Source organism: Synechococcus sp. UW179B, assembly GCF_900474245.1.
In the GTDB taxonomy this organism is placed as follows: domain Bacteria; phylum Cyanobacteriota; class Cyanobacteriia; order PCC-6307; family Cyanobiaceae; genus Synechococcus_C.
The window spans coordinates 117,411-139,934 of record NZ_UCNZ01000009.1 but is presented as its reverse complement, the minus strand read 5'-3'; the positions used below and the strand labels follow the sequence as shown (position 1 = coordinate 139,934).

At 51.7% G+C, this 22,524-nt stretch carries 30 protein-coding genes; 22 read left to right on the top strand and 8 right to left on the bottom strand.

What is annotated here, in order from left to right; all coding sequences use genetic code 11:
- The first annotated feature begins 408 nt into the window (after positions 1-408).
- The 3 genes from DXY38_RS05385 (at position 409) to DXY38_RS05375 (ending at position 2,525) form a co-directional block, all read left to right on the top strand.
- On the top strand, positions 409-948 hold the full coding sequence (locus tag DXY38_RS05385) for a hypothetical protein (protein WP_115070759.1): 540 nt from the start codon (positions 409-411) through the stop codon (positions 946-948).
- Positions 949-1,208: 260 nt separating this feature from the next.
- On the top strand, positions 1,209-1,874 hold the full coding sequence (locus DXY38_RS05380; protein ID WP_115070758.1) for a hypothetical protein: 666 nt from the start codon (positions 1,209-1,211) through the stop codon (positions 1,872-1,874).
- Between the two features lie 396 nt (positions 1,875-2,270).
- Positions 2,271-2,525, top strand: a complete 255-nt coding sequence (locus tag DXY38_RS05375) for a hypothetical protein (RefSeq protein WP_115070788.1) — start codon at positions 2,271-2,273, stop codon at positions 2,523-2,525.
- On the opposite strand, the gene DXY38_RS05370 is transcribed toward DXY38_RS05375, so the two are convergent.
- A complete protein-coding gene (locus DXY38_RS05370; protein ID WP_244279018.1) occupies positions 2,517-2,945 on the bottom strand; it encodes a hypothetical protein in 429 nt (142 codons plus the stop codon). The genes DXY38_RS05375 and DXY38_RS05370 overlap by 9 nt on opposite strands.
- Positions 2,946-3,129: 184 nt before the next feature.
- On the opposite strand from DXY38_RS05370, the gene DXY38_RS05365 reads away from it, so the two are divergent.
- The 11 genes from DXY38_RS05365 (at position 3,130) to DXY38_RS05320 (ending at position 11,140) form a co-directional block, all read left to right on the top strand.
- Complete coding sequence (locus tag DXY38_RS05365) at positions 3,130-3,576, top strand: hypothetical protein (RefSeq protein WP_115070756.1); 447 nt, start codon at positions 3,130-3,132, stop codon at positions 3,574-3,576.
- Complete coding sequence (locus DXY38_RS05360; RefSeq protein ID WP_115070755.1) at positions 3,573-4,163, top strand: phycobilisome polypeptide; 591 nt, start codon at positions 3,573-3,575, stop codon at positions 4,161-4,163. The genes DXY38_RS05365 and DXY38_RS05360 overlap by 4 nt, the downstream gene beginning before the upstream one ends.
- 101 nt (positions 4,164-4,264) lie before the next feature.
- Positions 4,265-5,011 carry a phycobilisome rod-core linker polypeptide gene (locus DXY38_RS05355; RefSeq protein ID WP_115070754.1) on the top strand — a complete coding sequence of 249 codons (747 nt, stop codon included), beginning with the start codon at positions 4,265-4,267 and terminating at the stop codon, positions 5,009-5,011.
- Positions 5,012-5,016: 5 nt separating this feature from the next.
- Positions 5,017-5,703, top strand: coding sequence for a pentapeptide repeat-containing protein (locus tag DXY38_RS05350; protein ID WP_115070753.1), 687 nt, complete (start codon positions 5,017-5,019; stop codon positions 5,701-5,703).
- Positions 5,704-5,875: 172 nt separating this feature from the next.
- Complete coding sequence (locus tag DXY38_RS05345) at positions 5,876-6,760, top strand: phycobilisome linker polypeptide (protein ID WP_006854897.1); 885 nt, start codon at positions 5,876-5,878, stop codon at positions 6,758-6,760.
- Between the two features lie 95 nt (positions 6,761-6,855).
- Positions 6,856-8,502: a phycobilisome rod-core linker polypeptide gene (locus DXY38_RS05340; protein ID WP_115070752.1), complete on the top strand. Its 1,647-nt coding sequence runs from the start codon at positions 6,856-6,858 to the stop codon at positions 8,500-8,502.
- A 101-nt stretch (positions 8,503-8,603) separates the two neighbouring features.
- The gene (locus DXY38_RS05335; RefSeq protein WP_115070751.1) at positions 8,604-9,338 is read left to right on the top strand and encodes a phycobilisome rod-core linker polypeptide; all 735 of its coding nucleotides are present in this window, start codon (positions 8,604-8,606) and stop codon (positions 9,336-9,338) included.
- 40 nt (positions 9,339-9,378) lie between these two features.
- Positions 9,379-9,651 carry a hypothetical protein gene (locus DXY38_RS13460; protein ID WP_136988032.1) on the top strand — a complete coding sequence of 91 codons (273 nt, stop codon included), beginning with the start codon at positions 9,379-9,381 and terminating at the stop codon, positions 9,649-9,651.
- Positions 9,641-10,180, top strand: a complete 540-nt coding sequence (locus DXY38_RS05330) for a phycobiliprotein lyase (RefSeq protein WP_115070750.1) — start codon at positions 9,641-9,643, stop codon at positions 10,178-10,180. Before DXY38_RS13460 ends, DXY38_RS05330 begins: the two co-directional genes overlap by 11 nt.
- A gap of 15 nt (positions 10,181-10,195) precedes the next feature.
- A complete protein-coding gene (locus DXY38_RS05325; protein WP_115070749.1) occupies positions 10,196-10,801 on the top strand; it encodes a chromophore lyase CpcT/CpeT in 606 nt (201 codons plus the stop codon).
- Positions 10,802-10,831: 30 nt separating this feature from the next.
- Complete coding sequence (locus DXY38_RS05320; protein ID WP_006854892.1) at positions 10,832-11,140, top strand: hypothetical protein; 309 nt, start codon at positions 10,832-10,834, stop codon at positions 11,138-11,140.
- A gap of 5 nt (positions 11,141-11,145) precedes the next feature.
- Here the strand turns inward: DXY38_RS05320 and DXY38_RS05315 are convergent, their stop codons facing one another.
- Positions 11,146-11,751: a Nif11-like leader peptide family natural product precursor gene (locus DXY38_RS05315; protein ID WP_115070748.1), complete on the bottom strand. Its 606-nt coding sequence runs from the start codon at positions 11,749-11,751 to the stop codon at positions 11,146-11,148.
- 2 nt (positions 11,752-11,753) lie between these two features.
- Positions 11,754-12,065 carry a hypothetical protein gene (locus DXY38_RS05310; RefSeq protein WP_115070747.1) on the bottom strand — a complete coding sequence of 104 codons (312 nt, stop codon included), beginning with the start codon at positions 12,063-12,065 and terminating at the stop codon, positions 11,754-11,756.
- Positions 12,066-12,215: 150 nt separating this feature from the next.
- Between DXY38_RS05310 and DXY38_RS05305 the strand changes: the two genes are divergently transcribed.
- The 3 genes from DXY38_RS05305 (at position 12,216) to mpeA (ending at position 14,613) form a co-directional block, all read left to right on the top strand.
- A complete protein-coding gene (locus DXY38_RS05305) occupies positions 12,216-13,391 on the top strand; it encodes a HEAT repeat domain-containing protein (protein WP_371410990.1) in 1,176 nt (391 codons plus the stop codon).
- Positions 13,392-13,528: 137 nt separating this feature from the next.
- Entirely contained in the window at positions 13,529-14,074 is a 546-nt protein-coding gene (locus DXY38_RS05300) for a bleomycin hydrolase (RefSeq protein ID WP_115070745.1), read from the top strand.
- Between the two features lie 41 nt (positions 14,075-14,115).
- Positions 14,116-14,613, top strand: a complete 498-nt coding sequence (gene mpeA / locus DXY38_RS05295) for a class 2 C-phycoerythrin subunit alpha (RefSeq protein WP_006854887.1) — start codon at positions 14,116-14,118, stop codon at positions 14,611-14,613.
- Positions 14,614-14,699: 86 nt separating this feature from the next.
- On the opposite strand, the gene DXY38_RS05290 is transcribed toward mpeA, so the two are convergent.
- Entirely contained in the window at positions 14,700-16,016 is a 1,317-nt protein-coding gene (locus DXY38_RS05290; protein ID WP_115070787.1) for a HEAT repeat domain-containing protein, read from the bottom strand.
- 455 nt (positions 16,017-16,471) lie between these two features.
- Positions 16,472-16,906 (bottom strand): DUF2656 family protein, encoded by a 435-nt coding sequence (locus DXY38_RS05280; RefSeq protein WP_006854885.1) that lies wholly within the window; start codon positions 16,904-16,906, stop codon positions 16,472-16,474.
- Positions 16,907-16,953: 47 nt separating this feature from the next.
- On the opposite strand from DXY38_RS05280, the gene DXY38_RS05275 reads away from it, so the two are divergent.
- On the top strand, positions 16,954-17,880 hold the full coding sequence (locus DXY38_RS05275) for a HEAT repeat domain-containing protein (protein ID WP_115070743.1): 927 nt from the start codon (positions 16,954-16,956) through the stop codon (positions 17,878-17,880).
- A 37-nt stretch (positions 17,881-17,917) separates the two neighbouring features.
- Here the strand turns inward: DXY38_RS05275 and DXY38_RS05270 are convergent, their stop codons facing one another.
- The 3 genes from DXY38_RS05270 to cpeB form a co-directional block, all read right to left on the bottom strand.
- A complete protein-coding gene (locus tag DXY38_RS05270; protein ID WP_115070742.1) occupies positions 17,918-18,532 on the bottom strand; it encodes a HEAT repeat domain-containing protein in 615 nt (204 codons plus the stop codon).
- A 157-nt stretch (positions 18,533-18,689) separates the two neighbouring features.
- Positions 18,690-19,184, bottom strand: a complete 495-nt coding sequence (gene cpeA / locus DXY38_RS05265) for a class 1 C-phycoerythrin subunit alpha (RefSeq protein WP_006854882.1) — start codon at positions 19,182-19,184, stop codon at positions 18,690-18,692.
- Positions 19,185-19,238: 54 nt separating this feature from the next.
- Positions 19,239-19,793, bottom strand: coding sequence for a class 1 C-phycoerythrin subunit beta (gene cpeB, locus DXY38_RS05260; RefSeq protein ID WP_115070741.1), 555 nt, complete (start codon positions 19,791-19,793; stop codon positions 19,239-19,241).
- A gap of 339 nt (positions 19,794-20,132) precedes the next feature.
- On the opposite strand from cpeB, the gene DXY38_RS05255 reads away from it, so the two are divergent.
- The 4 genes from DXY38_RS05255 (at position 20,133) to DXY38_RS05240 (ending at position 22,506) form a co-directional block, all read left to right on the top strand.
- The gene (locus tag DXY38_RS05255) at positions 20,133-20,351 is read left to right on the top strand and encodes a hypothetical protein (RefSeq protein ID WP_115070740.1); all 219 of its coding nucleotides are present in this window, start codon (positions 20,133-20,135) and stop codon (positions 20,349-20,351) included.
- A gap of 64 nt (positions 20,352-20,415) precedes the next feature.
- Complete coding sequence (locus DXY38_RS05250) at positions 20,416-21,030, top strand: phycobiliprotein lyase (protein WP_115070739.1); 615 nt, start codon at positions 20,416-20,418, stop codon at positions 21,028-21,030.
- A gap of 1 nt (position 21,031) precedes the next feature.
- Positions 21,032-21,733 (top strand): 15,16-dihydrobiliverdin:ferredoxin oxidoreductase, encoded by a 702-nt coding sequence (locus DXY38_RS05245; protein ID WP_115070738.1) that lies wholly within the window; start codon positions 21,032-21,034, stop codon positions 21,731-21,733.
- Positions 21,730-22,506 (top strand): phycoerythrobilin:ferredoxin oxidoreductase, encoded by a 777-nt coding sequence (locus DXY38_RS05240; RefSeq protein ID WP_115070737.1) that lies wholly within the window; start codon positions 21,730-21,732, stop codon positions 22,504-22,506. The genes DXY38_RS05245 and DXY38_RS05240 overlap by 4 nt, the downstream gene beginning before the upstream one ends.
- The last annotated feature ends 18 nt before the right edge of the window (positions 22,507-22,524 follow it).

Genomic DNA, 22,524 nt, shown 5'->3' with positions numbered 1-22,524 from the left:
CGTCACGCCATGCCTTGCAGAAGGGAGCAATCCGAGAATTGACTCGCCGTCTTTCATGACCTCAGCAATAGAGCGATGAAACGCCTGAACCCTTGAATGAAGGGGCAGGAGCCAGACCACTCACCCATAAGAAAATGACAGAAGCAACTGCGCTAGAGATTGAGCGATTCCCACAAGCCGAATATCATCTTCAACCGCCAATTTTCCAAGCAATGACAGTCTCCACAGTTGAGCATGAAAACAGTTGCGCATGAAAAACGACGCTCCTGCGTTGGCTCATGCGCAATTGGACGAGAGCAGACTCAAGATCATCAGACACCCTCCCTTCGGCTCAGCCATGACCAATCAGCAGCAGAGGCACTTAGCCTCATGAGTGATGTCATCAACCATCGTGTTTGCTAGAGATCCATGAATAGCAAGCTAAATAAAGAACTTATTTCAAGGTCGCTCCAATTGGCAGCGCTCGCTGAGATGCAGCCAGACGACCGCATTGCGCGCATTACTTGGGACAGAATTCAAGATGATTTAGAACAAGCCGATAGCATGGTGTTTGGAATGCAATTTTGCATCGCCAACATCGCTGCATTTATCAAAACATATTTCAAAGAAACCGAGCACACCATTGCTGCTCTTAGCTCATGCCATCAACTCATTGCATTTCTTGGATGGAATCAAGAGCAAGTCTTAACAATGGAACAGTCAAGAAAGGTCTTTATTGATTACATCAAAGATGTTGTATCCATGTACAACGATACAAAACAGAATCACTGCGAGAATGCACAGTGCATCCTTGCCATGAACATGAATTCCATGCTCCTACAGGACCTTGACTATGTCATGAAGCAAAGCCCTCAACGAGAACGCAGCCTCTCTCCTGCGCTCGAAACAACAGCAAAACTGAGGGCACAAATGGTTCAGGTTTTTGGCTGGAACAGCTTAGAAACCTGAAGAGAACGAGGCGGCACCCCCTCTCCTGCCAAGCATTCAAACAATCGATCCCACCTGCAGTGTTCCTGTTTCATCTAGATCCTGTGGCCGATCAAAGCCTGGGGTGAAGCCCGTCGCTCGACGAAGGACGGGCGGAATAAGATGGGCGAAATAACATCAATGGATGAGATACCTAGAAGTCGTTAAAAACCAATAAAATCGAGCAGCCACAAGGTAAACTTGGAATATCAATTCAATCAGGGAAGCTTTAACCAAACCACATGGGTTTTCTTCTTTCGAGTCGATCTGGTCATCTTTGCATTGACGGGAAGAGGGTCTTAAAGCCCCATACAGATGGACTCTTTCCATCAGATCAATTTTGCAGCGGTGATCTCTCCATCCCTTCAACAGATCGAAACATCCTCACGATCTCTCAGTGCTTCCTCGACCTCTATATCAATCCAATGGGATTGCTTCAAGAAAAGAGAGCTAAAGGGAAAAAATGGTTGCACTCCACTCTTGAGATCGAAAGAGAGTTTGGCGAATCCTTCCAAACAGAAGAAGCTCAAAAGCAGTCCTCAAAAGGCTCTCTGCCTGCTTCGCCCAATCAAACGAGAGGGTGGCACTTGTTTGTCATGCATACGTTACATCGCTTTTTTTGGAAAGACTTTGACTGCATCAGAGGTTCGCGCAAGCTTGAAGAAACGGATGATTATCACTGGTGGCTTGAGAACAGCAGTGGAGACATGATCGATCTAGCGGAAGAGCAGTATCAAGCCAGCAAAATTCCTACATTGAGAGATCAAGGGAAAAAACTTAAACCATTAGGCAATCGATATTCAGCAACATCCAGGGCCATGGCCCATAGAATCACCGAAGTCTTGTCATCCCACCATTACGACCCAAGCGTTATTGATCAATACGCCAATGCTTATATGAAGCGCTAGAAACAAGCGCTAAAGCCAAGCTCAAAAACTCACTCCACCACGTCTAATCCAAGAGCATTTCATCATATTCGTACTAATAATAAAAATGATTTGGATGGATGAGCACCATTCTTGCCGCCTGAATCGATGCAAAGAAGCTCGAGGCCTGACATCGGCGCGTGAACCCTGCAGACTCGAGCGAGACATAGAGTTGTTCGGTCGATGCACCCCTCAGAAGTGCCATGGGCCTACCCGACACCATGCCTTTCGGCTGGGGAGAGGTGGATCAGCAGCAAGGGAAACGCCTCCTGGGCGCTTTTCGGCATGACTGCTCAACCAATTTGAATGCTTGAAGGGGCAAATTGTCGAAACGCCCCCAGTTCAAATCTGGGTTCTGGCATTTGCAAGCAACAGTCGATGATTCGCGTACCGATCGATGACGATCGCACTTTCAATAATCCCGACGGATTTGCGATGGTGTTCGACCGAACCTGGAAGCACTTAGCCAAAGCTGAGCAATTTGCTGATCTTTCCATTGATCAACGTATCGATGCAGTCATTGAAAAGATGGAGGACCATCCCTTCCTCCAGGCTGAGCCCGAGCAAGCTCGTCAGATCGCGATTTTTAGGGTTCGCTTGCTCAACCTGGATGGAGCAAGCCAGTCAAGCTGACAGCAGTTCGTCGCTCTGTTCGAGGTCTGGATCCGCGCTTTCTGAGGGCAGTTCCTGTGAATCGTTGACATACACAGTTGGTTCCAGATCAAAATCCTCCGGCTCCTCCATGTCGTTGTCTGAGTTGACATGAGAATCGATTACCACTTCGAGTCGAGGCGCCTCGCCATGCGACTCATCTTTTGCTTGCTCATTCAGCAAACCGCGGAGTTGCACGAGACGGTCACTGCTATCAGCGAGCAATAAAAAGCTATCGGAATCATCAGCTTGTTCCGGCTCAACAGAGTCCAACTTCTCTGAGAGTTCGTTAAATCGCTCTTCGAGTGCAAGCAATCTGAGCGTCAAAGATTCTGCGATCTCACTGACCAAGTGCAGTTGTCCGCTCAACTGCTGAACCATGTCTTGACTAGAAATGGTCATTGGCGTGAACTCCGAGCTCATCGAAAGCCGATGGTATCGATCACAAACAACTTGTCCACAGTGATCTCAAACCTCTTGAAGGAGACGCCTGCACCACCGGCTGGTTCCTTTCGCAAGGCAACGTGCTGCCATCCTCAACGCCTTTAAGGAGCAGAGATAAGATTCTTCGATCTGAGCTGTTGTGATGAACGGTGCAGCCGACTCCGCGATCAGAGCTCTGATCCAAAAGATTCAACCTGAAAATGAATGTCAACACTCCATTGGAGATGGGGTGTTGAGGATCAACCTCAAAGCTGACGACCTCAAGCTTTGGAGAGACACCCTGCTGGGCCTGAAAGAACCAGGCAACGTTCTTTTGGCCTGCGAGAGCAACCGGGATGCTCTCGATGCAACGCGCCTCACCTGGGTTGTTGGTGCTGCGATTCGGTCAACCAACATCGACTCGTCTCAAGGGATCGTCCCCTTATTGAGCGAACTGGGCGTTCCCGTTGACATTGCCAAAGCTCTACCAGGCCACTGCCCTGGCCTTGGGTCAGAGATCACATGGGCTTTTTATTTAGAGAGGCACGGCTGGCTCACCGCTTCGCCGATCATCGATGAGCAGCTTTTAAGTCCGGCCATCACGGCATGACCTCGCCCCTATCTTCCGAACAGATTCGGGCCTTAGCCCAACGAGCGCAGATTTTTGGCCTACTAGATCGCCAATCGCTCAACAGTGATCTCAGAGCCACCCTGGCTCAAGCAAACCATGAGACGAGGCTCCTAACAGCGGAAGAAATCACCTTTTCTTGCCAGCACTCTGGCGTGAAGCCAGCGCCGCTGATCCAGCTGCAAAGCCAAGTTCCTGGTTTGGTTGACAGCGCTCGGGAAGCACTCCTCGCGCAACAACCAGACCTCGTTCGCCCAGGAGGCGCTCTTTTCCCTCAGGAGCGTGCTGATGCTTGCTGGCGTGATTGCTTTCACTTCTTAAGGATCAGCCTCTATGCCGTTGCCGCAGGCGAGACAAGGTTCACCGATCCTGCTGGGCTGGACGCCATGCAAGAGCTCTACACCGTTCTAAAGGTCCCTGTCCCTGCCTTACTGGTCGCCCTCACCCAGCTTCGCGATTTGGCATGCAAGGCCTATTCCAAGGACGGACCGCACCAGGATGTGAGCTTGCTGGAGCGTGCTCTAGACCACCTCATCAAGAAGATGAGCGGATTTCAACCCGACCATTAACTAATTATCCAAATCTTATCGTAAAGAGAGACGAAGGAATCAACATCCTTTTTGACGGCTCGGGGGAGACTATCTGCCTTGTAAATGCGCAAATACACCTAATGCCTCTCCCACGGCTTGACTATCCCCTCACCAGCCAAAATCAACGTGTTGGAGATCTTGGAGGCCTGGAGGCACCGATCGATCAAACAGTGATCGCAGCAGCAGCGAACGGAGAAAACTGGACGTCGCTCACCAGTCAGATAGAGAGCGCTTACAAACAGGTTTTCTTTCATGCCATGACGGCAGACAGGGAGCCTTTTCTGGAGTCGCAACTGCGCAACGGAAGCATCACGATGCGTGACTTCATTCGCGGCCTGTTGCTATCCCGTCGCTTCACCGAGGGATACGTGTCCTGCAACAGCAACTACCGCTTAGTTGACCAGGTTGTTGGCCGGATCCTTGGACGCCCTGTTCATGGAGAAGGAGAACGCCTGAGCTGGTCGATTGTGATTGGCAATCGCGGGTTTGCTGGCTTTGTCGATGCTCTGCTCGACAGCAGCGAATACATGGATTCCTTTGGCTACGACCAGGTTCCAAACCAACGCTCCAGGGTCCTACCTGGCGCTGCAACCGGTGAAATGCCGATCTACCAGCGCTTCCCGCGTTATGGGAGCGACTGGCGTGACATGCAATGGGAACAAAAGCTACAAACCCGCGACATGGCTGGCGGCAGTGTCACTCCCGCTTGGATCAAAGAGCCACCAGCCTGGGTTAAGAAGTTCTGGCTGGGTCTGGCCGTGGTTGGCAGTGTCGAAGTCCTACGCGTGCTGATCATCGTGGCAGGCTCAATGCTCAGCACCCGTTAATCGCCGTGACCGCTGAGCTTGAGCTCTCTTCTTGGCTACCCCCAGAACAAATGCTCCCTGAGGCGTTTTCCTCAGGGACGACCGATGCCAGAGGAGCGAACTGGCGAGGGCAATCGTTGGGAACCACTGATTTCAGCGGAGCTGCTCTCTGCCGCGTTGATTTGCGCGGTTGCGACCTATCTGGCTGCAACCTCGAAGGCACTGATTTGCGTTTAGCCCGCTACGACAGAGCCACGATCTGGCCTGAAGGGTTTGAAGTGCGCAGCTCAGGAGCGGTTGGACCTGGAGCCAAGCTCAATGGAGCGTTCCTGAACGGAACAGATTTACGGGGCATGGATTTACGCGGCGCCTCTTTGATGGGCACCTACCTGAGTGGTGCCGATCTCAGCGGAACCCTGCTTGATGATGTTCGCCTCGTAGGAGCCGACCTTCGTCATGCCGTGCTGCGGGGAGCCCGCTGCCGAGGGGCACGTTTCGGTGGCTGTCAACTCGACTACGCAGACTTTCGAGGAGCGGACCTGACGGATGCCGGACTTGAGGGCGTGGAGTCGATCAAAGGCGCCGACTTTTCTTTGTGCATTGGCTTAGCAGAGCAATTGGGAGCCTTGCGGGCTCGTCCTTATCTCGAGCTGGACTGCTGGAACCCAATGACGCGTAAAAACACGCGTGAAGCGCTTGAATTACTGTCCTGAACTAGCTTTCGCGACAGTTTCGGCGGCTACCACTTATCAGGCCAGCCGCCGAAGCAAAGCCAAAATGGTCATGTCACGCAACACTCCAACACAATTGATTGAGCTTTATAAAGAATCGCCCTGCTGACAAAAGGGTTGCCAGAACATATAGAGCGAACACCCAGAGAGCTCTATGCCTTTCGGTCCCGCTTCGTTACTCGGCGTTGAGCGCTTCTCCGCAGAGAGCGAAGCTCCCCTTGAACTGATTCCAGGCGATGAAGATGCCAAGAAGGAGCAAATCATCACAGCCGTGTACAAGCAGGTACTCGGCAATGCCTACGTGATGGACAGCGAGCGTCAGCTCGTAGCCGAATCCCAGTTCAAACTTGGCGAAATCAGTGTTCGCGAGTTTGTTCGCGTCGTTGCCAAGAGCGAGCTTTACAGCTCTCGCTTTTTTGATGCCTGTCCTCGTTATCGCTATATCGAACTGGCCTTTCGCCATCTTCTTGGTCGTGCTCCTGTGGATTTCCAGGAGATGCGCACTCACGCCGAACGCCTGGATAGCAAGGGTTTTAGCGCCGATATCGACAGCTTCCTCGACTCAGACGATTACCAAAACACCTTTGGTGAATGGACTGTTCCCTATCAGCGGGGATGGAAGACCGAAAGCTGCGCCACCATGCAGGAGTTCACATGGAGCTTCCAGCTTCTGCGTGGCAACAGCAGCAGCAGCTTGAAAGGCGACCTCTCAGGAATCACCAGCAAGTTGGGTGGTGCTGCTTATCAGAACCGTCCTCTCGCGGTGGTACCGCCGTCCTCCATCGAGACCCAGGGCTGGAGTTTCCGACCTTCCAAGAATCTCCAAGATGCGCCAACACGTCTCGGCGTTGGTGCTGGCGACGAAGGCAAGACCTATCGGGTCGAAGTCACTGGCTACAGCGCCAACAACGTGCGCCGCATCTCTCGATACACCCGCTCAAATCGCGTGTATTACGTGCCCTTTGACAAGCTCTCTGAGCAGTTCAAACGCATTCATGCCGAAGGCGGAAAGATCGCCAGCATCACCCCCTCGAACTAACCCGAATCCTGGATTGGCGTTTGCATGCAACGCCAATCTGCCCTTCCCAGTCGCCCTGAGCGACCACCTCTCCCTTCCCTCTCCCTCAACCCCCCATGAGTGCCTCTCAAGGTTTCGGAGCCAGCTCCCTCAATTCGAACCCTGTCTCATTCAGCAGGAATCGCAATGCAGCAAACAAGCCAGCCCTGAGCAACGCTGAGTTTCTGCGCCAATCCTGCGCCTCAATGAAAATTGCGATTGGCCCTCGCAATCACGAAGATTGTCCCCATGGCGGAACGATGCAGCGTTATGCCGTCGATGACGCAGCTGGGCTCGAAGCTGCGATCAATGCCGCCTACCGCCAGGTTTATGGCAATGCCCATGTGATGGAACATGAGCGCTCGAGAGAATTGGAGTCTCAGTTCTGCAATGGCGAACGGAATGTTCGCGAATTCGTGCGGGCACTCGCAAAAACTGAGTTTTATCGCGCGCGTTTCTTCCAAGGCGTTGCACCCATGCGCGGAGTTGAGCTGAACATCAAGCATTTGCTTGGTCGTCCTCCTCTTTCTCAAGGAGAGATGTCAGCGCACATCACCTTGCTAGCAAGCGCTGGTCACGATGCGGTGATTGATTTCATCGTTGATTCAGCTGAATACGCTGAAGTGTTCGGCAACGACGTTGTTCCCTACACCCGTTCATTCACGTCTGCGGCGGGTATCCCCACAAGCAGCTTTGTCAATATCGCTGCTCTTGAGCGCGGCTTTGCCATCAGCGACAGTGCCGTTGGCGCCCGCAGTCAGCTGAGCAACACACTCGCACGTGGTGCCGTTCCATACATTCAGCTTCCCAGCTCCGTCTCCTCTTCCCGTGGAGGCAAGAGCAGCGGCTCTGGAACCAATGTCAAATTCACCTCCAAGGTGCGCAAGTCCAGCGATGGCGGCGACTCGATGCCAGCCCGTGGCGATGCATACGTGGGCTTCGGTCTTGGTCAGCGGGAACAGGAAGTGTTCCAACGCTGCCCTGGTGACACTGCGGACCAAATCAACGCATTGATCCGTTCTGCCTACCGCCAGGTCATGGGCAATCCCCATTTGATGGAGTCAGAGAGGGCCTTGGCTGCTGAAAGCAAGTTCACCGAGGGCTACTACAGCACCCGTGAGTTGGTTCGTGGGATCTGTTTGTCTTCCGAATATGTTCGTCGTTTCTTTGAAACGAATGCTCCCTACCGCTTCGTTGAACTGAACTTCAAGCACATTTTGGGACGTGCGCCCATCTCACAAGCAGAGGTGAGCGAGCACATCCAAATCCTTGCAAACGAAGGATACGAAGCAGAAATCAATAGCTACATCGACAGCGCCGAATACCAGAGCACGTTTGGGGAGGACACCGTTCCTTACATGCGCATCCTCTCTGAGCAAGGACGCTCCCAGCTGGCCTTCAACCGCCATCTGTCTCTCTCTGAAGGCTATGCAGCAAGCGACTCCGTAGCGAACAGCTCGTCCCTTGTCACCTCAGTCGCCACCAAGACGGTGCCCAGTGGATGGCGCACAACAACCGTCCGCAGCAACCGCAATAGCGCGATTGCTGGCTCCCCTGATCCCACCAAGAGACGGTTCCGCATCGTTGTGCAAGCACAACCCGCAGGTGGGCGCCAAAGGACTCCCAATGCCAGCTACTTGGTGTCTGGCAAGGACATGACCAGCCAGATGAAGTACATCCACCGCCGCGGAGGTCGGATCGTCTCCATCACCGAGGTGATGTGACCTAAGGAGGGATTCACCCATCCCTTCCAACTTCTTCGACGCACATGGCTTCATCCGACCCCCGTCTGTGATGAAGCCTTCTTTTTTCCCTCCCCCCAACAATGACTGCCCCTCTGACCCTCACCTGCGCCGCAAACCAAGACACCGAACAAGCCTCCGTTGTTCTCAAAGCCGCTTATCGCCAGGTGTTCGGCAACCGTTATCTGATGGAGCTGGATGTTTGTCCTTCCATCGATTCGCTGTTCATGAACGGTGATCTCACCGTTCAGGGGCTGATCACTTCCTTGGCTCAATCCGAGACCTATCGGCGTTACACGCTCGAGCCCAACAATCCTTATCGCTTTGTCGAACTGAACTTCAAGCACCTGATGGGACGTCCTCCGCGCAATCAGGCTGAGATCAGCGAGCACGTCAACAGACTTGCCACAGAGGGATTTGAAGCTGAGATCGCTAGCTACACCTACAGCGACGAGTATCTCAAGAATTTTGGGATCGACACGGTTCCCTATGCCAGAACAGCCAAATCAGTGGTTGGCGAAACCACCGTTGCTTACCTACGCAACATCGCCATTGACCCTGGCTATGCAGGCTTTGATGGAAGCAAAACATCAATTTTGCTGAGCAGCATTGCTTCGAACACCAATCCAACAGCCGCTGGTGCTCGGAAGGCCGTTGGCGGTGGTGGTCGCTACACGATCATTTGGACGTCACGTGTGCAGCTCGGAACGGCGCGTCGTTCAGCCCAAAGATCAGTTGTCAGCTACAACTCCCTGTCCACAACGATCAGAAGCATCCAAGCCCAGCGCGGTCGCATCATCTCTATTGCGAATGCTTAACCCTTAGAGAGATTTGCTCATTGAGCAGATCGAATCGGTCATGATTGGACCCTGGTCGTTCACAGGGCCCAATCTGGCGTTTTCCCAGCCAAAGCCGTTAGCACCTTCAATCACTCCAAACGACATGCCAATCTTTAGAAACACTTCCAACAGGAAAACATCAGGGCAAAACGAGAGTTTTCATGATTCTGTTTCTGGCGTTCCTATGGCCATGTCAATGATGATTGACTCCATGGTGAATATGGTGCATATCAATCAACCTCATCCGTCTGCCACCTCGGCAACGATTGATGCACACCTGAATGAATATTGAGACTTTCGTCCATCAAAGCGAAGGCAAATGGCGCTCGATGCGCTCTGGGCACTCTCTAGCCTTCCAACAATTTGAAGACGTGCTAAGTGAAGTAGAGATCAAAAGTGTTGATCCCTCTTCTAGCAGTATTCAAGAACTAATCGAATCATCAAACTTAGATTCCAAGGCAACCGCAACCTGCCCATTTCAAATGGAATGGAAAGCAGAAAGTGATTGGGAACCTGACGATCCAAGCGATGTCACATCTGGGTCTTGCCTCCTCGTTCCCCTCGCCATCAACGAGACCGAAGGGAAAATCATCAGAAGCGTAGGCTACGCAGAATCTGAATTCGCAGTTTCCGATTATAAATTCCTCGAAGATGGCACCTTTCTGCTCAAGACTCAATATGAGCAATCCATTGCAGAAGAAAGGATTTGGTTTGTATCAGAAAACGTACGCTGTCGGTCCTCCGTCCTTCGCACATCCGCAGGCTCGGGAATCCTACAAACTTCATTTGCATCAGAAGTAAGACGCTTAAACATTCAGTAACTACATCAATAATCGATGAGCTCTAAAGAAGCATTATTGAGATTTGCCAAAACATTGGCTGGACATTACAGCAATTTTGAGCAATCTCAGGACAACCCAAAAGACTTCGCTCACATTAATATCTATTTCAGGCCCCTACCATGGGAAACCTTAAAAGGACCTGGCTTCTACTCGGAACAAAGCTACGATCATGATCCCTGGAGTCCCTATCGACAGGGGATTCATCGACTCCAGCAAATTCAAGACATCTTTGTTGTTGAAAATTTTGGATTTGCTGATGCACTAAGGCTTGCCGGCTCAGGACAGCGTCCAGAGTTACTCCGAAGCCTCAAAGTGGAGTCCCTCACACCACGTTGTGGATGCGATATGCATTTTCATGAAGTCGAAACTGGATGCTATCGGGGAGAAGTAGAGCCAGGCCACAAGTGTTTGGTCCCGCGCGATGGGCAATGGACCTATCTGATCAGCGAGGTTGATGTAGACAGCACAACTTGGGTTAGCCGTGATCGCGGTTTTGATCCAGAAACCCATGCGCAAAAATGGGGCTCCGAACACGGACCCTTAAAATTCAAACGAGTGACATCCCTTGGCGACTCTCTAAACCTCGACTGGCTTCGATAAGATGGTTGATCAAGCAAGCATGTGGTTTGAATGTCCGCGCTAGATGCGGAAAAACAATTAAAAGCTTGGATCCGGTCGCAACACTTGATTTGTGTTGGAACAGATTTTATTTTCGAGACTGTTGATCAAAGTCAACTCGAAAAGTTTGAGCGTTGTATTGAATTACTTGGTGGCAGAATTCGTTCTGTTTCAGCTGCAGGCAATTGGCCAATGGGACCAAACCGAACATTCAAAATCCTTCGAGCCAATGCTCCAGTCCCCCGCCCAGGGGGAGAAGCCATTGTGACCTATTGGGCAAAGCGCGGAACATCGCAAACTCGTTATGCAGAAATCAGCTAAATAAATTACTCGTCAAACCAACCAAACCAAGTCGGCTTGGAGAAGTCAGATACCTTGTTCCAACGACGTAATAATGTCAACGAATCCACCGGAAAGCCTTGTGCGTTCGCAAGTTCAATCACTGCATCCTGATCCCGTGCAAACTTCACTTGATCTTTTAAATCAGGCCTACCTTTAAGCATTTCAATAAAAGATTCCAGGGCCGCATCTCGCTCAGCATCCGTGAGGGGCTTCTCTTGCTGAGCAACAGCATCCGTTCCCTTAAGCCCATTTTGATCATCGGATTCAGAGATGGAGGCAAAATTGGCCGTTCCCAACAACCCCTCAGAAAGGGTGCCTTCCATTAACAAAGGACGCCAACTTGACAGTTGCCTAAAAGCCCAACTCCAATGGGCAGGGTCGGCAAGCTGAAGCAATTCCAATTCTGCATCGGCAGATTTAAGCCAATCCATCGCAAGATGCCTTCCCCATTCAACCAATGTGATTGAGAAGCCCCTGATGTTTGCATAAGCGACGAGATCATAATGGGTAGCAAGAGGCTTAATTCCAGTCGCAATGCCGTGATCATCAACGACAGCTTGGACAAACCGATCAAGTTCAGACGATGACATACTCAGCACTCCTCAATCCAAAGGGCAAAATTAGCTTTTTCGCAAATCATTTGTAGAACAATAGGGCCACCAGGACACTGAAGCGTTCTCCATGGGATTCCCAGCTGAGTTGTACCAGAGTCAACAAGAATCTTTGGAGTCCGCGTTGCCTGCTCAAGGGGGATTAACGATCCGGAAAGCGGGCTATCAAAATCCACGAGAAGTTTTTTGAGATCCTCGATACTGGAAATAGTATTCAGAGCATCATCCAAATCAAATGCTTTGACAAAGCGGTTGATCTCGCTCAATGCAGAAGATGCGGACGTCACATTCATTCACCAATGAGGCAGACCACTACTATAGAGAAAAGGATCAACCCGAGCCAAAGGCTCTGGCCTCGTCGGGCATTAAGACAAGTGCCGGCATCAAAATCCCATTCTTCCCTGTAGGCAATGAGTGAGCGCTTTGACACATTATTTTCGGGAATGAGTGAGGAGAATGCTCTCAATCTCATTATTACTGATCCAAGCCAACTCGATAATCCCGGTGTTAAGTACTTAGCTGCCTCACGCCTAGGAGCCTGCACATCGCAACAGTCTCTTGACCGATTGATTGAGGTTGCATCAAAGGAAAGCGATGACCTCTATGAACGAATCACCCGACGAAAAGCTCTTGAAGCTCTGGGCAGACGAAAACAAAAGACGGCTCTCCCTGTCTTGATTGAGGCTCTGACTGATCAAGATGAACCAACGGTCGTTAACGCTGTTGATTCCATTGCACGCATTGGCGCATCACTCACCGAAACCCAGCAGCAGCAATTACTGACTGCACTGAACGGTCCTGACAACCAAAAGCGGGCCGTTATTCAGGCCTTTACGCGTCTGAACCTTCCAGATAGCAACGATGTGATTGCGGAACTGCGCGGAGATTTAAATCCATTAGTCGCAGGAGCGGCCCATGCCCATGCCCTACGGCTAACCAATCGAGACGAAAGCTTGGGGCCATTGCTGAGTCAATTGCAAGACACCAATCCAGGACGACGCAGAGCGGCAGTCATTGATTTAGGCGATGCTCAACACTTGGCGGCCCTAGAAGCGCTCACCCGCTGTCCTGTTTCGATGCCGCTACGGGCCAAAAGCGCCTTCCTCATTACCAAGGCCCAAAGCGAAGGCAACAGAGAAGACATCAACAAAACCCATGCAGACGCCTTGCTTGAAACGCTCCTGAGGGATGATCCGCGCACGCTTGCTCTCGCCAACCCCTCTCCGATCCCCTCAGAAGCAGAAGCGATACGGGCTGGACTTCAACACCGCGACGAGGCGCGTCAGTACGAAGCCGCCAAAGCCTTGTGCGAGATGCCAGCGACGGAACGCCTGGCTCTCATCGACGACCTTGAGGAGAACCAGGGAAGCGACTATGGAGTGCACTATCTCCTGGCCAGCTGCGTTGGCCTACTCGAGCTGCAGGAACGCAGCAACCTGGTGAGACGAGCCCTGCAAGAAACCGGTCCTCAGTACTCAAAATCAAGAATTGCGGCCGCATGGAGTTGCCTTCGTCTTCAACTCGATGACCAAAAACCTCTTCTCAAAGAGATTGCAGAGACCCATCCCTGGGAGCCCTTGAGATGGTCGTGTACTCAGGTCTTGGAGAAAATGGGCTGAGGCTTCATAGTTTCTTTATATTTAAAGTGCAAACTTGTATTGAGAAGCCAGAGAGGAATGATTTCTAGCTGGCAGATGAAGTTACGGTTCCGGGGTGATGCATCGCATCTAAGTCCCCCTCTTGTAAGCATTTTATTATGCTCGACGCATTCTCCAGGCAAGCTGTTTCCGCCGATTCCAGCGGCAGCTTCATTGGTGGCGATCAGCTCTCCGCGCTTCGCTCATTCATCTCTGAAGGCAACAAGCGTCTCGACGCTGTGAACGCCATTACTAGTAACGCTTCCTGCGTTGTGTCCGACTCCGTCGCAGGCATCTGCTGCGAAAACACAGGTCTGACAGCTCCTAACGGTGGTGTGTACACCAACCGCAAAATGGCTGCATGCCTGCGTGATGCTGAAATCATCATGCGCTACGTCTCCTATGCACTGCTGGCCGGCGATGCCTCCGTGCTTCAGGACCGTTGCCTGAATGGTCTGCGCGAGACCTATGCCGCATTGGGCGTTCCTTCAGGATCCGCTTCACGTGCTGTGGCCATCATGAAGGCTTCTGCCTGTGCCCACATCACCAACACCAACAACAGCACTGGCGAAAAGCGCAAGATGCCTGTGGCTCAGGGTGATTGCAACGCTCTGTCTGCTGAAGCTGGCTCCTACTTCGACATGGTGATCAGCGCCATCAGCTGAAGCTCATCTGAGATTTTCAACCAAACACATCTCTAAAATCAATGAAGTCTGTCCTGACCACCGCCATCGGATCCGCTGACAGCGGATCTCGCTTCCCTACCAGCTCTGACCTGGAAGCTGTACAGGGTTCCCTGCAACGCGCTGCTGCCCGTCTCGAGGCTGCTGAAAAAATCGCTCAGAACTACGATGCGATTGCTCAGCGTGCTGTTGACGCTGTGTACACCCAGTACCCCAACGGCGCCACCGGCCGCCAGCCTCGCCAGTGCGCGACTGAAGGCAAAGAGAAGTGCAAGCGCGATTTCGTGCACTACCTCCGTCTCATCAACTACTCCTTGGTTGTCGGCGGCACAGGCCCTCTCGACGAACTGGCTATCAATGGTCAGCGCGAGGTTTACAAGGCCCTCAGCATCGACCCCGGCACCTACGTTGCTGGTTTCACCCACATGCGTAACGACGGTTGTGCCCCTCGTGACCTGAGCCCCCAGGCTCTCACCGAGTACAACGGTGCACTTGACTATGTGATCAATTCACTCGCCTGATTCTCAGCCGAGTTTTTCATCCATAACGATTTGGGGCGAATCATTTCGCCCCTTTTTTATGTTTAAAAGGGAAGCAATCACCACTGCTAAATAGAATCACTCGTCATCGCCTTAGCTCGAGCAGCAACAAAAGGATGGGGATCAACGGCTGAGCATTCAAGGCAACGGTCCCGGTCCAAATCGAATTTCGAATCAGACAAAAGCATCAAAACAGCATATCTCACCTCCCAAAAAGGCATCGAATCAGAAGACAAGAGTTGAATGAGCCTTTCTTGTTCAAAACCAATTCCCAATCGATACATTGACAAGACTGCAGCAGCCTTTGATTTCATGAATTGCGGACGTTGAGATAAGATTGCTTCTTTTAAGATCTGTTCAATAATTGGCAACGCCTCCTTAGGCCAGTCACAACGACTTCCAAACAGCTTTATAAAAAAATAGTGTGCACCATAATCATTATGAGCTTCCTCAGTCCAACGCTGATGAAGCAGCGGCCATATTTCAACAGCTGATCGATCACAGAGAGTTTGGAGGGCCAAATAACAACGACTAAAATCCGTTCCAAAAAATTCTTGAATCAGAAATTCATTTGCAGGAGCTTGATCATATTCATGGACCAATTCCAAATCACTAGGATGATCATTAAGCAGAGCATCCACAACTGAAACCAGCGATAATTCACCAAAGATCAAATCCCCTTCTGGCCAAAGCGCACGAAGCGCCCGCATTCTGAACACGGGAGATACTGGGGCCTGCAAAATAGCAGGGAGTAAATCTCTAGCACCACAATCAATCGCATCCTGAATTCCAGACTGCCGATCCATCTGATTTGGCAGCAAAAAATGCTGTTGGAGCACATCGAGACGATCACAGGAGGCGCCCAACTTGATGCAAGCACTGATGGCGGCACCACGAACTCCGGGAGTTTCACTGTCCTGCAATGGCTCGATCACCCCAGCAGCAGAGGCCACTTGAAGACTCGCCAAACTCTGGATTAGGACACGTTGATTTTGATCAGAACGGGACACCAACGAAATCATGGTTTCGTGTAATGCATCAACTTGGCAATCAAGTTGAGCGAGAGCCCATGCTGAATTCTCAACAAGATAGGGATCATCACTATTCAAACAACGACCGATTGCAGGGATGGCGTCCTGACATTTCAAGCGGCCTAAAACTTCCACAGCCTTACGACGCGCCAGACGCCTCGGCTGAGACTGGTCCTGATCGTCAACAAGAGCCAACAATGCCTGCTCCGTGGATTGACCAGGAAAATTGAGCAGATGCGCAGCCGCCATGTAAGGGTCGCTCTGCGACTCCAACTGATCGATTGGCGTCAACAGCATTCGGATTGCGTCAGGCTGCGTCAGTCCAGGATGGATATTGTCGAAAGCACCACTCATCGCTGTCGCCACCTTTGGGTCTTAATCCACTAAGTCTGAAGGATGCTGAGACATGCGAGGGCCAAAATGAATCTCTAACGAAAATTAAGCAACTCTCGCAAAAGGAAAAACCTGCGAGAGGCTAGTGAAAGTTTCAATTCGCACACATGGGCCCTACACAGTCTTCTTCCGTCTTAGTGAAAACCACGATTGAGCAGGGCTCTCGTCTTTCCTCTCAACAGGTGATCAGAGTTCCGCTCCAGCATCTTGCAAGGACAATCCAGGCAATGCATAGCAAAGGCCTGTTAATCGAATCAATCGACATGGGCTTCGGCGCATCCGCAGGATCAGGCCTCGGAGGAGAGACGTCCCAAAAGAAGGCAGCTTCTACAAAAGCGGACAAGGCTGAGACTTCCAGCAATAACTCGTCCAAGCGATCTGGTCGTAAGCGCCGAAACTAAAGAACAAGCGACTGATCAACCCTGCTGATCAATCACCTGAATCACCCCATCCGCAGGGCGCCCCGAGATCAACCCACTCCAATTGATTGCGATTAAAAACGCATCAGAGTCGTTGGTCTCAACAACATCAACCCCCCAGCCTCCTTCCTGAAGGGGGGCACCGGGATTGCCGGGGCTGTCTTTGCGGCCGCCCAAAGCCATCACAGCATGGTTCGTACCATGACCCATGCTTTTTCGAACAGCACGCCAAGACGAGCTGAGACGTTTTCCAAACGTCTCAGGATCGAGAGAAGATTCGATTTTTAACTTCCAATGAGGATGTGTCAGCGCCTCTACCGAGGTGAAGGAGGCGTCTTCATTCTTTAAAGCAATCGCAAGCTCCTCGAAGCCAAGGGCAGGAACAGAAGAATCTTGGACTTGAAGATTATGAGAGAGAACGTAGCTAGTCACACAAATCTCGTTGCTTTCATGACCATAGCGATCGAACGAGGTCGATAATGAACTATCGCGTTCAGCCTCCAGTGTCACACCCTTCAGCTCAGCCCAATAGCTCTGATCAAATCCAACTGAGTGGAGAAGAAGCAGCGCAGCTTGCCGAAGGACTTAAGCAACAGTTGCGCCAAGGAGAAATACCTGCAGGCGACAGTGATGCCATTGAAAAAATGGTGGCTGGATTAGGTGATAAACGTGGCTTATTACGACTTACTTTTGCGGAAAGTTTGGGTGCGGTCGGCAGCGCTGCCGTGCCCTCACTTTGCATTGCGATGCGCCGGCACGAGAACGTCACCGTTCGTCGAGCTGCTGCCAAAACGCTAACGTTAATTAATGACGTGAAAGCACTGCCCGATCTCCTTGAAGCTCTCTTGGAGGATCCAGATCCTGTCGTCCAAGGGTCTGCAGTTGGTGCCATGGCATGCATTGGTGCAGCGTCCGTTGATGGCCTTCTTGATGTGCTCATCAACCCTAAAAGCAGTCAAATGCAAATTGGACTAGCGAGTTGGGGGTTGTCTTTTGTGGGAGCAAAAGCACCAGAAGCCCTGCGCAAAGCAGCCTGTTCAGAACATGCACAAGTCAGAACAGCCGCCATTGCAGCACTGGGGGATCAGATCCAACAGCTTGACGATCTTGACGCCCGCGAACTTCTCCAAAATGCACTGAATGATCCAGAAGAAGAGGTTCGAGCCGAAGCGACCACATTGCTAGGGAAACTTCATGACACCAACTGGGGAGCCCCACTCCTACTACCAATGTTGCGCGATCAAGATGCTCAAGTACGAAAGAATGCAGCACTTTCACTCATGAAACTTAGGGATCCGCAGGTGATCTCTAGACTTCGCACAGAACTTGAGCATGAACAAGACAGCAGCGTGATTACCATTTTCAACCTTGCAATCAATCAACTATCTCGCGAAGAAAATGATTAATCAATTTCAAAACCTCAGCGATCATCTTCCCCTGGCATTACCTTTGGCCAATCATCCGACTTAAAGAAGCATCTACTGTCTCACGCGAAAGTGGGTCTGTTTCAGGATCAGCCAAGATATCTCTTAAGCACTGCTCCGCCGTAGGGTCTGGAATTTCTGCGAGAGCCATTGCTGCAGACTGAATATGAGCAATATTGCCACCCTTACAAATGCGAATCAAAAGAGGCAATGCTTGCTTGCCAACTTGTCCCAATGCCATCACGGCAGACTGAGAGACAACGGGCGACGCATCATCGAGGGCAACTTCTAAAAGCGACATCGCCTGTAGGCTGAAATCTTGCTCTGGATAGTTCGAAGCAATCTGCGCATAGGCTTTCACACAACTGGCACGCACGGTTGAATCGGCGCTCTGAGCAAACAAGTCAGCTAATGGCTGAAGAGTGCTCACACCAAAAGCACCTAAGCCCCGAACAGCAGCACGACGCAACGAAACATCTGGTTGATCGAGCAAAGACAACAAGCGCGGAACAGATTCTTCCGGCCAATCATCAACCATTGCTGTATAAGCCTCTTGCTGAATCCTCGGATTGGGATGGGCTAGATCAGCGAAGAGATCATCCAATTCACGACGCTGGTCATTCGAAGAAGCCATGAAATCAAAGCAATGAAGGACGATTGAAACCCATCAAATCGTCCCTATAAATCTACTAGAAAACCAATCCACTTCATCGCTAACTTGGGAAGTGGCATAAAAAAAGGGAGGCCAATTGGCCTCCTTTCGTTCCGTTTAAGGACCTAAATCAACGTCTTCAGGAAAGAGCATTGATGGTGTAATCAAGGTAGGACTTGAACTCGTTCAGAGCTTGGGGGCTCATGTCACGAGGTGCACAAGCGCGGTCACGGGTGTAGGTGAGAGCTTCCACGTAAGCAGAAGTTGGCAGGCCTAAGCCGCGATAAACCTCGCGAGCACCAGCGATGCCCCACTCATCGAGAGGGCCTGTACCACCAACAATCAGGCAGTAGTTGATCAGGCGCATGTAATGGCCCAGATCGCGGTAGCACTTGTCCACCTTGGTCTGGTTCTCACCAGCCTCACCGGGCTGCTTGAGGTAGGGATACTTGTTGAAGCAAGCGTCACCAGCTTCTTTGGTGACTGCATCGAGACCAGAAGCAAGCTTTTCAGCAGCTTCAAGACGGGCAGCAGCACGTTGGATGTTGCCTTGAACGGCTTCGAGGTCGTTTTGTGAAGGGAAGCGACCTGCTGCATCAGCAGCAGTCACAACGGTCGTGACGACGGATTTCATCGTTGAGATCCTTTAGAGGAGAGGTTTACGTGAAAATAAAAGAGCCTTATGACTTCAGCTGATGGCGCTGATCACGCGATCGAAGTAAGAGGCAGCCTCAGCAACCAAAGCAGAGCAGTCACCCTGAATGGTTTCCATCTTGCGGAACTTGGTTCCACCCAGTGCTGGGGTATTTGTCTCGCCGATGTGCGCAGTCGCTGAAGCCTTCATGATGGCAACAGCGCGGCCTGCTGACTGTGCAGGCACACCAAGAGCGATGTAGGTCTCTTTCAGACCATTCAGGCAACGATCGTCAAGAACAGATGCGTCACCTGCGAGCAATGCGTAGGAGATATAACGGAGAACAATCTCACCATCACGCAGGCAAGCAGCCATGCGACGGGTGGGATAGCAGTTACCACCGGCCTGGATCAGACCTGTGTTCTCACAAATCATGCCTGTCACTGCATCGGAAACGATGCAGGAAGCGTTAGAAGTAATTGCGTTCACAGCGTCCAGTCGCTTGTTGCCTGCGGCAACGTACGAGCGGAGAGCAGCGATGTCGCCAGAACCAACAGGAGCGGTTTTGGCGTCAGCGCTCAAAACTGAGCGGGAGAATGCGTCGAGCATAGGGAGCCGGACTAAGGGAGCTTTGGCCTAAGACTTGATAAGGGGTCAAGAAAGTCCTGACGTATCCGTTTCGTGATCGAAAGCTCAATAAACTTAAGGGTCTCAAGTGGAGGGCTTTGTATTTTGTGCAGATCACGCAAAGGTTCGTCATCGTTACAGGCATATCGGCTGAGAGTCCCGGCCCTGGAAAGGGTTAAATCACCGAGACGAGCCTGAAATACGGCCCAACCATCGAAACCAAGACCCGTATTTAATATTTGCTTCAGATTTGAGCCCCGACTGGCTGGCGTATTCCGTAGCAAACCCCTCTATTAGTCTCTTTAAAACCCTTGAAAGACGATGGCTGAATCATCTTTGAGTGAACTTCAGGAGTCGATAGAAGAGCTAACGGCCTACATGGAACGGCTGCGCAAAGACGTCATTGGCATGGGGCAAAAGCTCAAATTGCCGCAAAAACGCATCGACGCCTCCGTTGCCGAGCATCCAGAGCTTCAACGTCTCACCCTGATCCTCCATCAGCTCGAAGAGCAAGTTCGATCCGTGAACGCCTCCAATTAATGGGTACATCCCTACCTTCCACTCGAATGCCCCTATGACAGTGAGCGACTCATCATTAGAGGTCATGGGTTCTGCAGGAGTATCTCTTCAAACTCCAGGGTTCGAATCACCCATGACGATGACGGCGTTCCTTGAGGCCAGCGCCGGTATCTGGATGATCCGTCGCGTGGTCCATCACCAAGACCATCAAGATGATGAAGATGGAGATTCCAACCTGATCGTTGAGCCCTTCGGCCCTAATGACAACAGTGTGGCCGCCATTTGCGCAGCTCTGGGTGTGGACCCCTCCCGAGGCTGCGGAGGTGCGCGTTTCTGGTGGGAAAGCAATCTCAAACTGAGCGATCGGAGTGAGGATCGTGCAGCGGCTCTTGTGAATGTCGTGAACCCTGAAGATTCAGCAAAAGGGTTCCTCGTTCGAGACAAGGGATACGTCGAAAAACAAGCTGTTCTGAGCTCTTACTGCTTTGCTGAAGATGGAGTGCTAACGATCACCACCCGGTACGACACCAGCGTTGGCATTGAACGTTGCTGGTTTGTGACCGACCAGCTGCGCATGCGCGTGAGTTCCGTACAAAACCTCGACGGCGTCACCATGACGACTTACTGCACAGAGCGTCGTTGCCCTAGCGACGCTGACATTCTGGCCCTTGCCAGGCACACCGCAGAACGAGAGATCTGAAATGTTCGACCCCTTTCTCGAAACTCTGCATCAAGACATCAAAGCGAGGGGAGGCCAGACCCAAACCATCTCTCCTGAATTCGAATTACAGCGATCTGAGCGCAACGCCAGCACGATTCGCAGCTGGTTATGGGACGTTCCGGGCTTCCGGCGTTGGCGTGTCACCCGTCTCGATGCCGGAGAGAGTCTGCAGGTCCTCAACTCCGTGGCTTATCCATCCCATGACCTCGATCATCCAATTCTGGGAATCGATCTGCTTTGGTTTGGCGCGCGTCAAAAGTTGGTAGCGGTTCTTGATTTCCAACCCTTGATTCAGGACGAGGGGTACCTGAAACGCCACTTCTCAGGCCTGAAAGCGCTCCATGAACGCTTCCCTGAACTGAATGGGGAAGAAACGATGCGTTCCTTTGACCCCCATCAATATTTCTCTCCGTGGCTGTTGTTTTGCAGAGGGGGAGCTGAGCAAGCCCACGAATCACTCCCACAGGCCTTTGATGAGTTCATGAAATGTTTCTGGGAGCTGCATGACACGGCCAAATCCGTTCCCTCGCAGCTACCGCCAGACGAAGTCGACAGACTTCAAATTGCCTATGACGTTTACAGCGCCGAACGGGATCCTGCTCACGGTTTGTTTACCAGTCATTTCGGGAAAGCCTGGTCTGACAAATTCCTGCACACCTTTCTCTTCCCTGCTGCGTTATGAGCGACTCACGCCAATCCAGCCTCGACCCCATTCAATTAGAAGGATGGCGCTGGGCACCGTTTCTCGATCAGGCCATCGCTCAATTGCTGCCAATGCAGCCGACGGCATACCCGATTGAGCAGACCTACCTGCATAAGCACAACACCGGTGGCTCCAAGACAAGGCCGTTCAGTGCCACCACCGAAACCTGGGGATGCAGCACAGAAAAGCTTCGACAGGTCAGAGCCGCATGCGTGGAAGCCGGTTCAGCCGCTTCCGTTCTCAACCTGGTGATGAATCCCAGAACCAGCTATGACCTGCCTTTTTTCGGCGCCGATCTCGTCACGCTGCCAAACGGACACCTCATCGCTCTTGATCTTCAACCAGCCCTTAAATCGGACGCGACCCATACCGAGCACGTCTGGTCAAGGCTGACGCCGCTTTTTGAGCGCTGGAGACGAGAGCTTCCCGATGGAGGCCCCATCCCTGAAGAAGCTCAGCCCTTTTTCTCGCCCTGCTTCCTTTGGACGCGGTTACCGCTTGGAGATGAAGGGGATGCGCTGATTGAAAAGGCTGTGATGCCGGCCTATCTCGACTATCTCCATCTCTATTTGGATCTGGTCAAAGAAGCGACATCCGTGAGCTCAGACCGAGAACAAAATCTCTTAAGCGGACAGCGGAAGTACACCGCCTACAGGTCCGAGAAAGATCCCGCCCGCGGAATGCTTGGACGCTTCCACGGGCCCGAGTGGACCGAAAACTTCATTCATGGCGTTCTATTCGACCTGGAGTAGGGGGAGAAAACGCCCTGG

Coding starts and splice junctions, on each gene's coding strand:
- DXY38_RS05360 (WP_115070755.1), top strand. CDS start 3,573: ATGACCTCGCCCCTATCTTCCGAACAGATTCGGGCCTTAGCCCAACGA.
- DXY38_RS05310 (WP_115070747.1), bottom strand. CDS start 12,065: ATGAATGTGACGTCCGCATCTTCTGCATTGAGCGAGATCAACCGCTTT.
- mpeA (WP_006854887.1), top strand. CDS start 14,116: ATGAAGTCTGTCCTGACCACCGCCATCGGATCCGCTGACAGCGGATCT.
- DXY38_RS05325 (WP_115070749.1), top strand. CDS start 10,196: ATGAGCTCTAAAGAAGCATTATTGAGATTTGCCAAAACATTGGCTGGA.
- DXY38_RS05340 (WP_115070752.1), top strand. CDS start 6,856: ATGAGTGCCTCTCAAGGTTTCGGAGCCAGCTCCCTCAATTCGAACCCT.
- DXY38_RS05385 (WP_115070759.1), top strand. CDS start 409: ATGAATAGCAAGCTAAATAAAGAACTTATTTCAAGGTCGCTCCAATTG.
- DXY38_RS05250 (WP_115070739.1), top strand. CDS start 20,416: ATGGGTTCTGCAGGAGTATCTCTTCAAACTCCAGGGTTCGAATCACCC.
- DXY38_RS05330 (WP_115070750.1), top strand. CDS start 9,641: ATGAATATTGAGACTTTCGTCCATCAAAGCGAAGGCAAATGGCGCTCG.
- cpeB (WP_115070741.1), bottom strand. CDS start 19,793: ATGCTCGACGCATTCTCCCGCTCAGTTTTGAGCGCTGACGCCAAAACC.
- DXY38_RS05255 (WP_115070740.1), top strand. CDS start 20,133: ATGGCTGAATCATCTTTGAGTGAACTTCAGGAGTCGATAGAAGAGCTA.
- DXY38_RS05240 (WP_115070737.1), top strand. CDS start 21,730: ATGAGCGACTCACGCCAATCCAGCCTCGACCCCATTCAATTAGAAGGA.
- DXY38_RS05320 (WP_006854892.1), top strand. CDS start 10,832: ATGTCCGCGCTAGATGCGGAAAAACAATTAAAAGCTTGGATCCGGTCG.
- DXY38_RS05355 (WP_115070754.1), top strand. CDS start 4,265: ATGCCTCTCCCACGGCTTGACTATCCCCTCACCAGCCAAAATCAACGT.
- DXY38_RS13460 (WP_136988032.1), top strand. CDS start 9,379: ATGATTGGACCCTGGTCGTTCACAGGGCCCAATCTGGCGTTTTCCCAG.
- DXY38_RS05315 (WP_115070748.1), bottom strand. CDS start 11,751: ATGTCATCGTCTGAACTTGATCGGTTTGTCCAAGCTGTCGTTGATGAT.
- DXY38_RS05380 (WP_115070758.1), top strand. CDS start 1,209: ATGGGTTTTCTTCTTTCGAGTCGATCTGGTCATCTTTGCATTGACGGG.
- DXY38_RS05245 (WP_115070738.1), top strand. CDS start 21,032: ATGTTCGACCCCTTTCTCGAAACTCTGCATCAAGACATCAAAGCGAGG.
- DXY38_RS05375 (WP_115070788.1), top strand. CDS start 2,271: ATGATTCGCGTACCGATCGATGACGATCGCACTTTCAATAATCCCGAC.
- DXY38_RS05305 (WP_371410990.1), top strand. CDS start 12,216: ATGAGTGAGGAGAATGCTCTCAATCTCATTATTACTGATCCAAGCCAA.
- DXY38_RS05270 (WP_115070742.1), bottom strand. CDS start 18,532: ATGGCTTCTTCGAATGACCAGCGTCGTGAATTGGATGATCTCTTCGCT.
- DXY38_RS05335 (WP_115070751.1), top strand. CDS start 8,604: ATGACTGCCCCTCTGACCCTCACCTGCGCCGCAAACCAAGACACCGAA.
- DXY38_RS05365 (WP_115070756.1), top strand. CDS start 3,130: ATGAACGGTGCAGCCGACTCCGCGATCAGAGCTCTGATCCAAAAGATT.
- DXY38_RS05275 (WP_115070743.1), top strand. CDS start 16,954: ATGAACTATCGCGTTCAGCCTCCAGTGTCACACCCTTCAGCTCAGCCC.
- DXY38_RS05290 (WP_115070787.1), bottom strand. CDS start 16,016: ATGAGTGGTGCTTTCGACAATATCCATCCTGGACTGACGCAGCCTGAC.
- DXY38_RS05370 (WP_244279018.1), bottom strand. CDS start 2,945: ATGACCATTTCTAGTCAAGACATGGTTCAGCAGTTGAGCGGACAACTG.
- cpeA (WP_006854882.1), bottom strand. CDS start 19,184: ATGAAATCCGTCGTCACGACCGTTGTGACTGCTGCTGATGCAGCAGGT.
- DXY38_RS05300 (WP_115070745.1), top strand. CDS start 13,529: ATGCTCGACGCATTCTCCAGGCAAGCTGTTTCCGCCGATTCCAGCGGC.
- DXY38_RS05345 (WP_006854897.1), top strand. CDS start 5,876: ATGCCTTTCGGTCCCGCTTCGTTACTCGGCGTTGAGCGCTTCTCCGCA.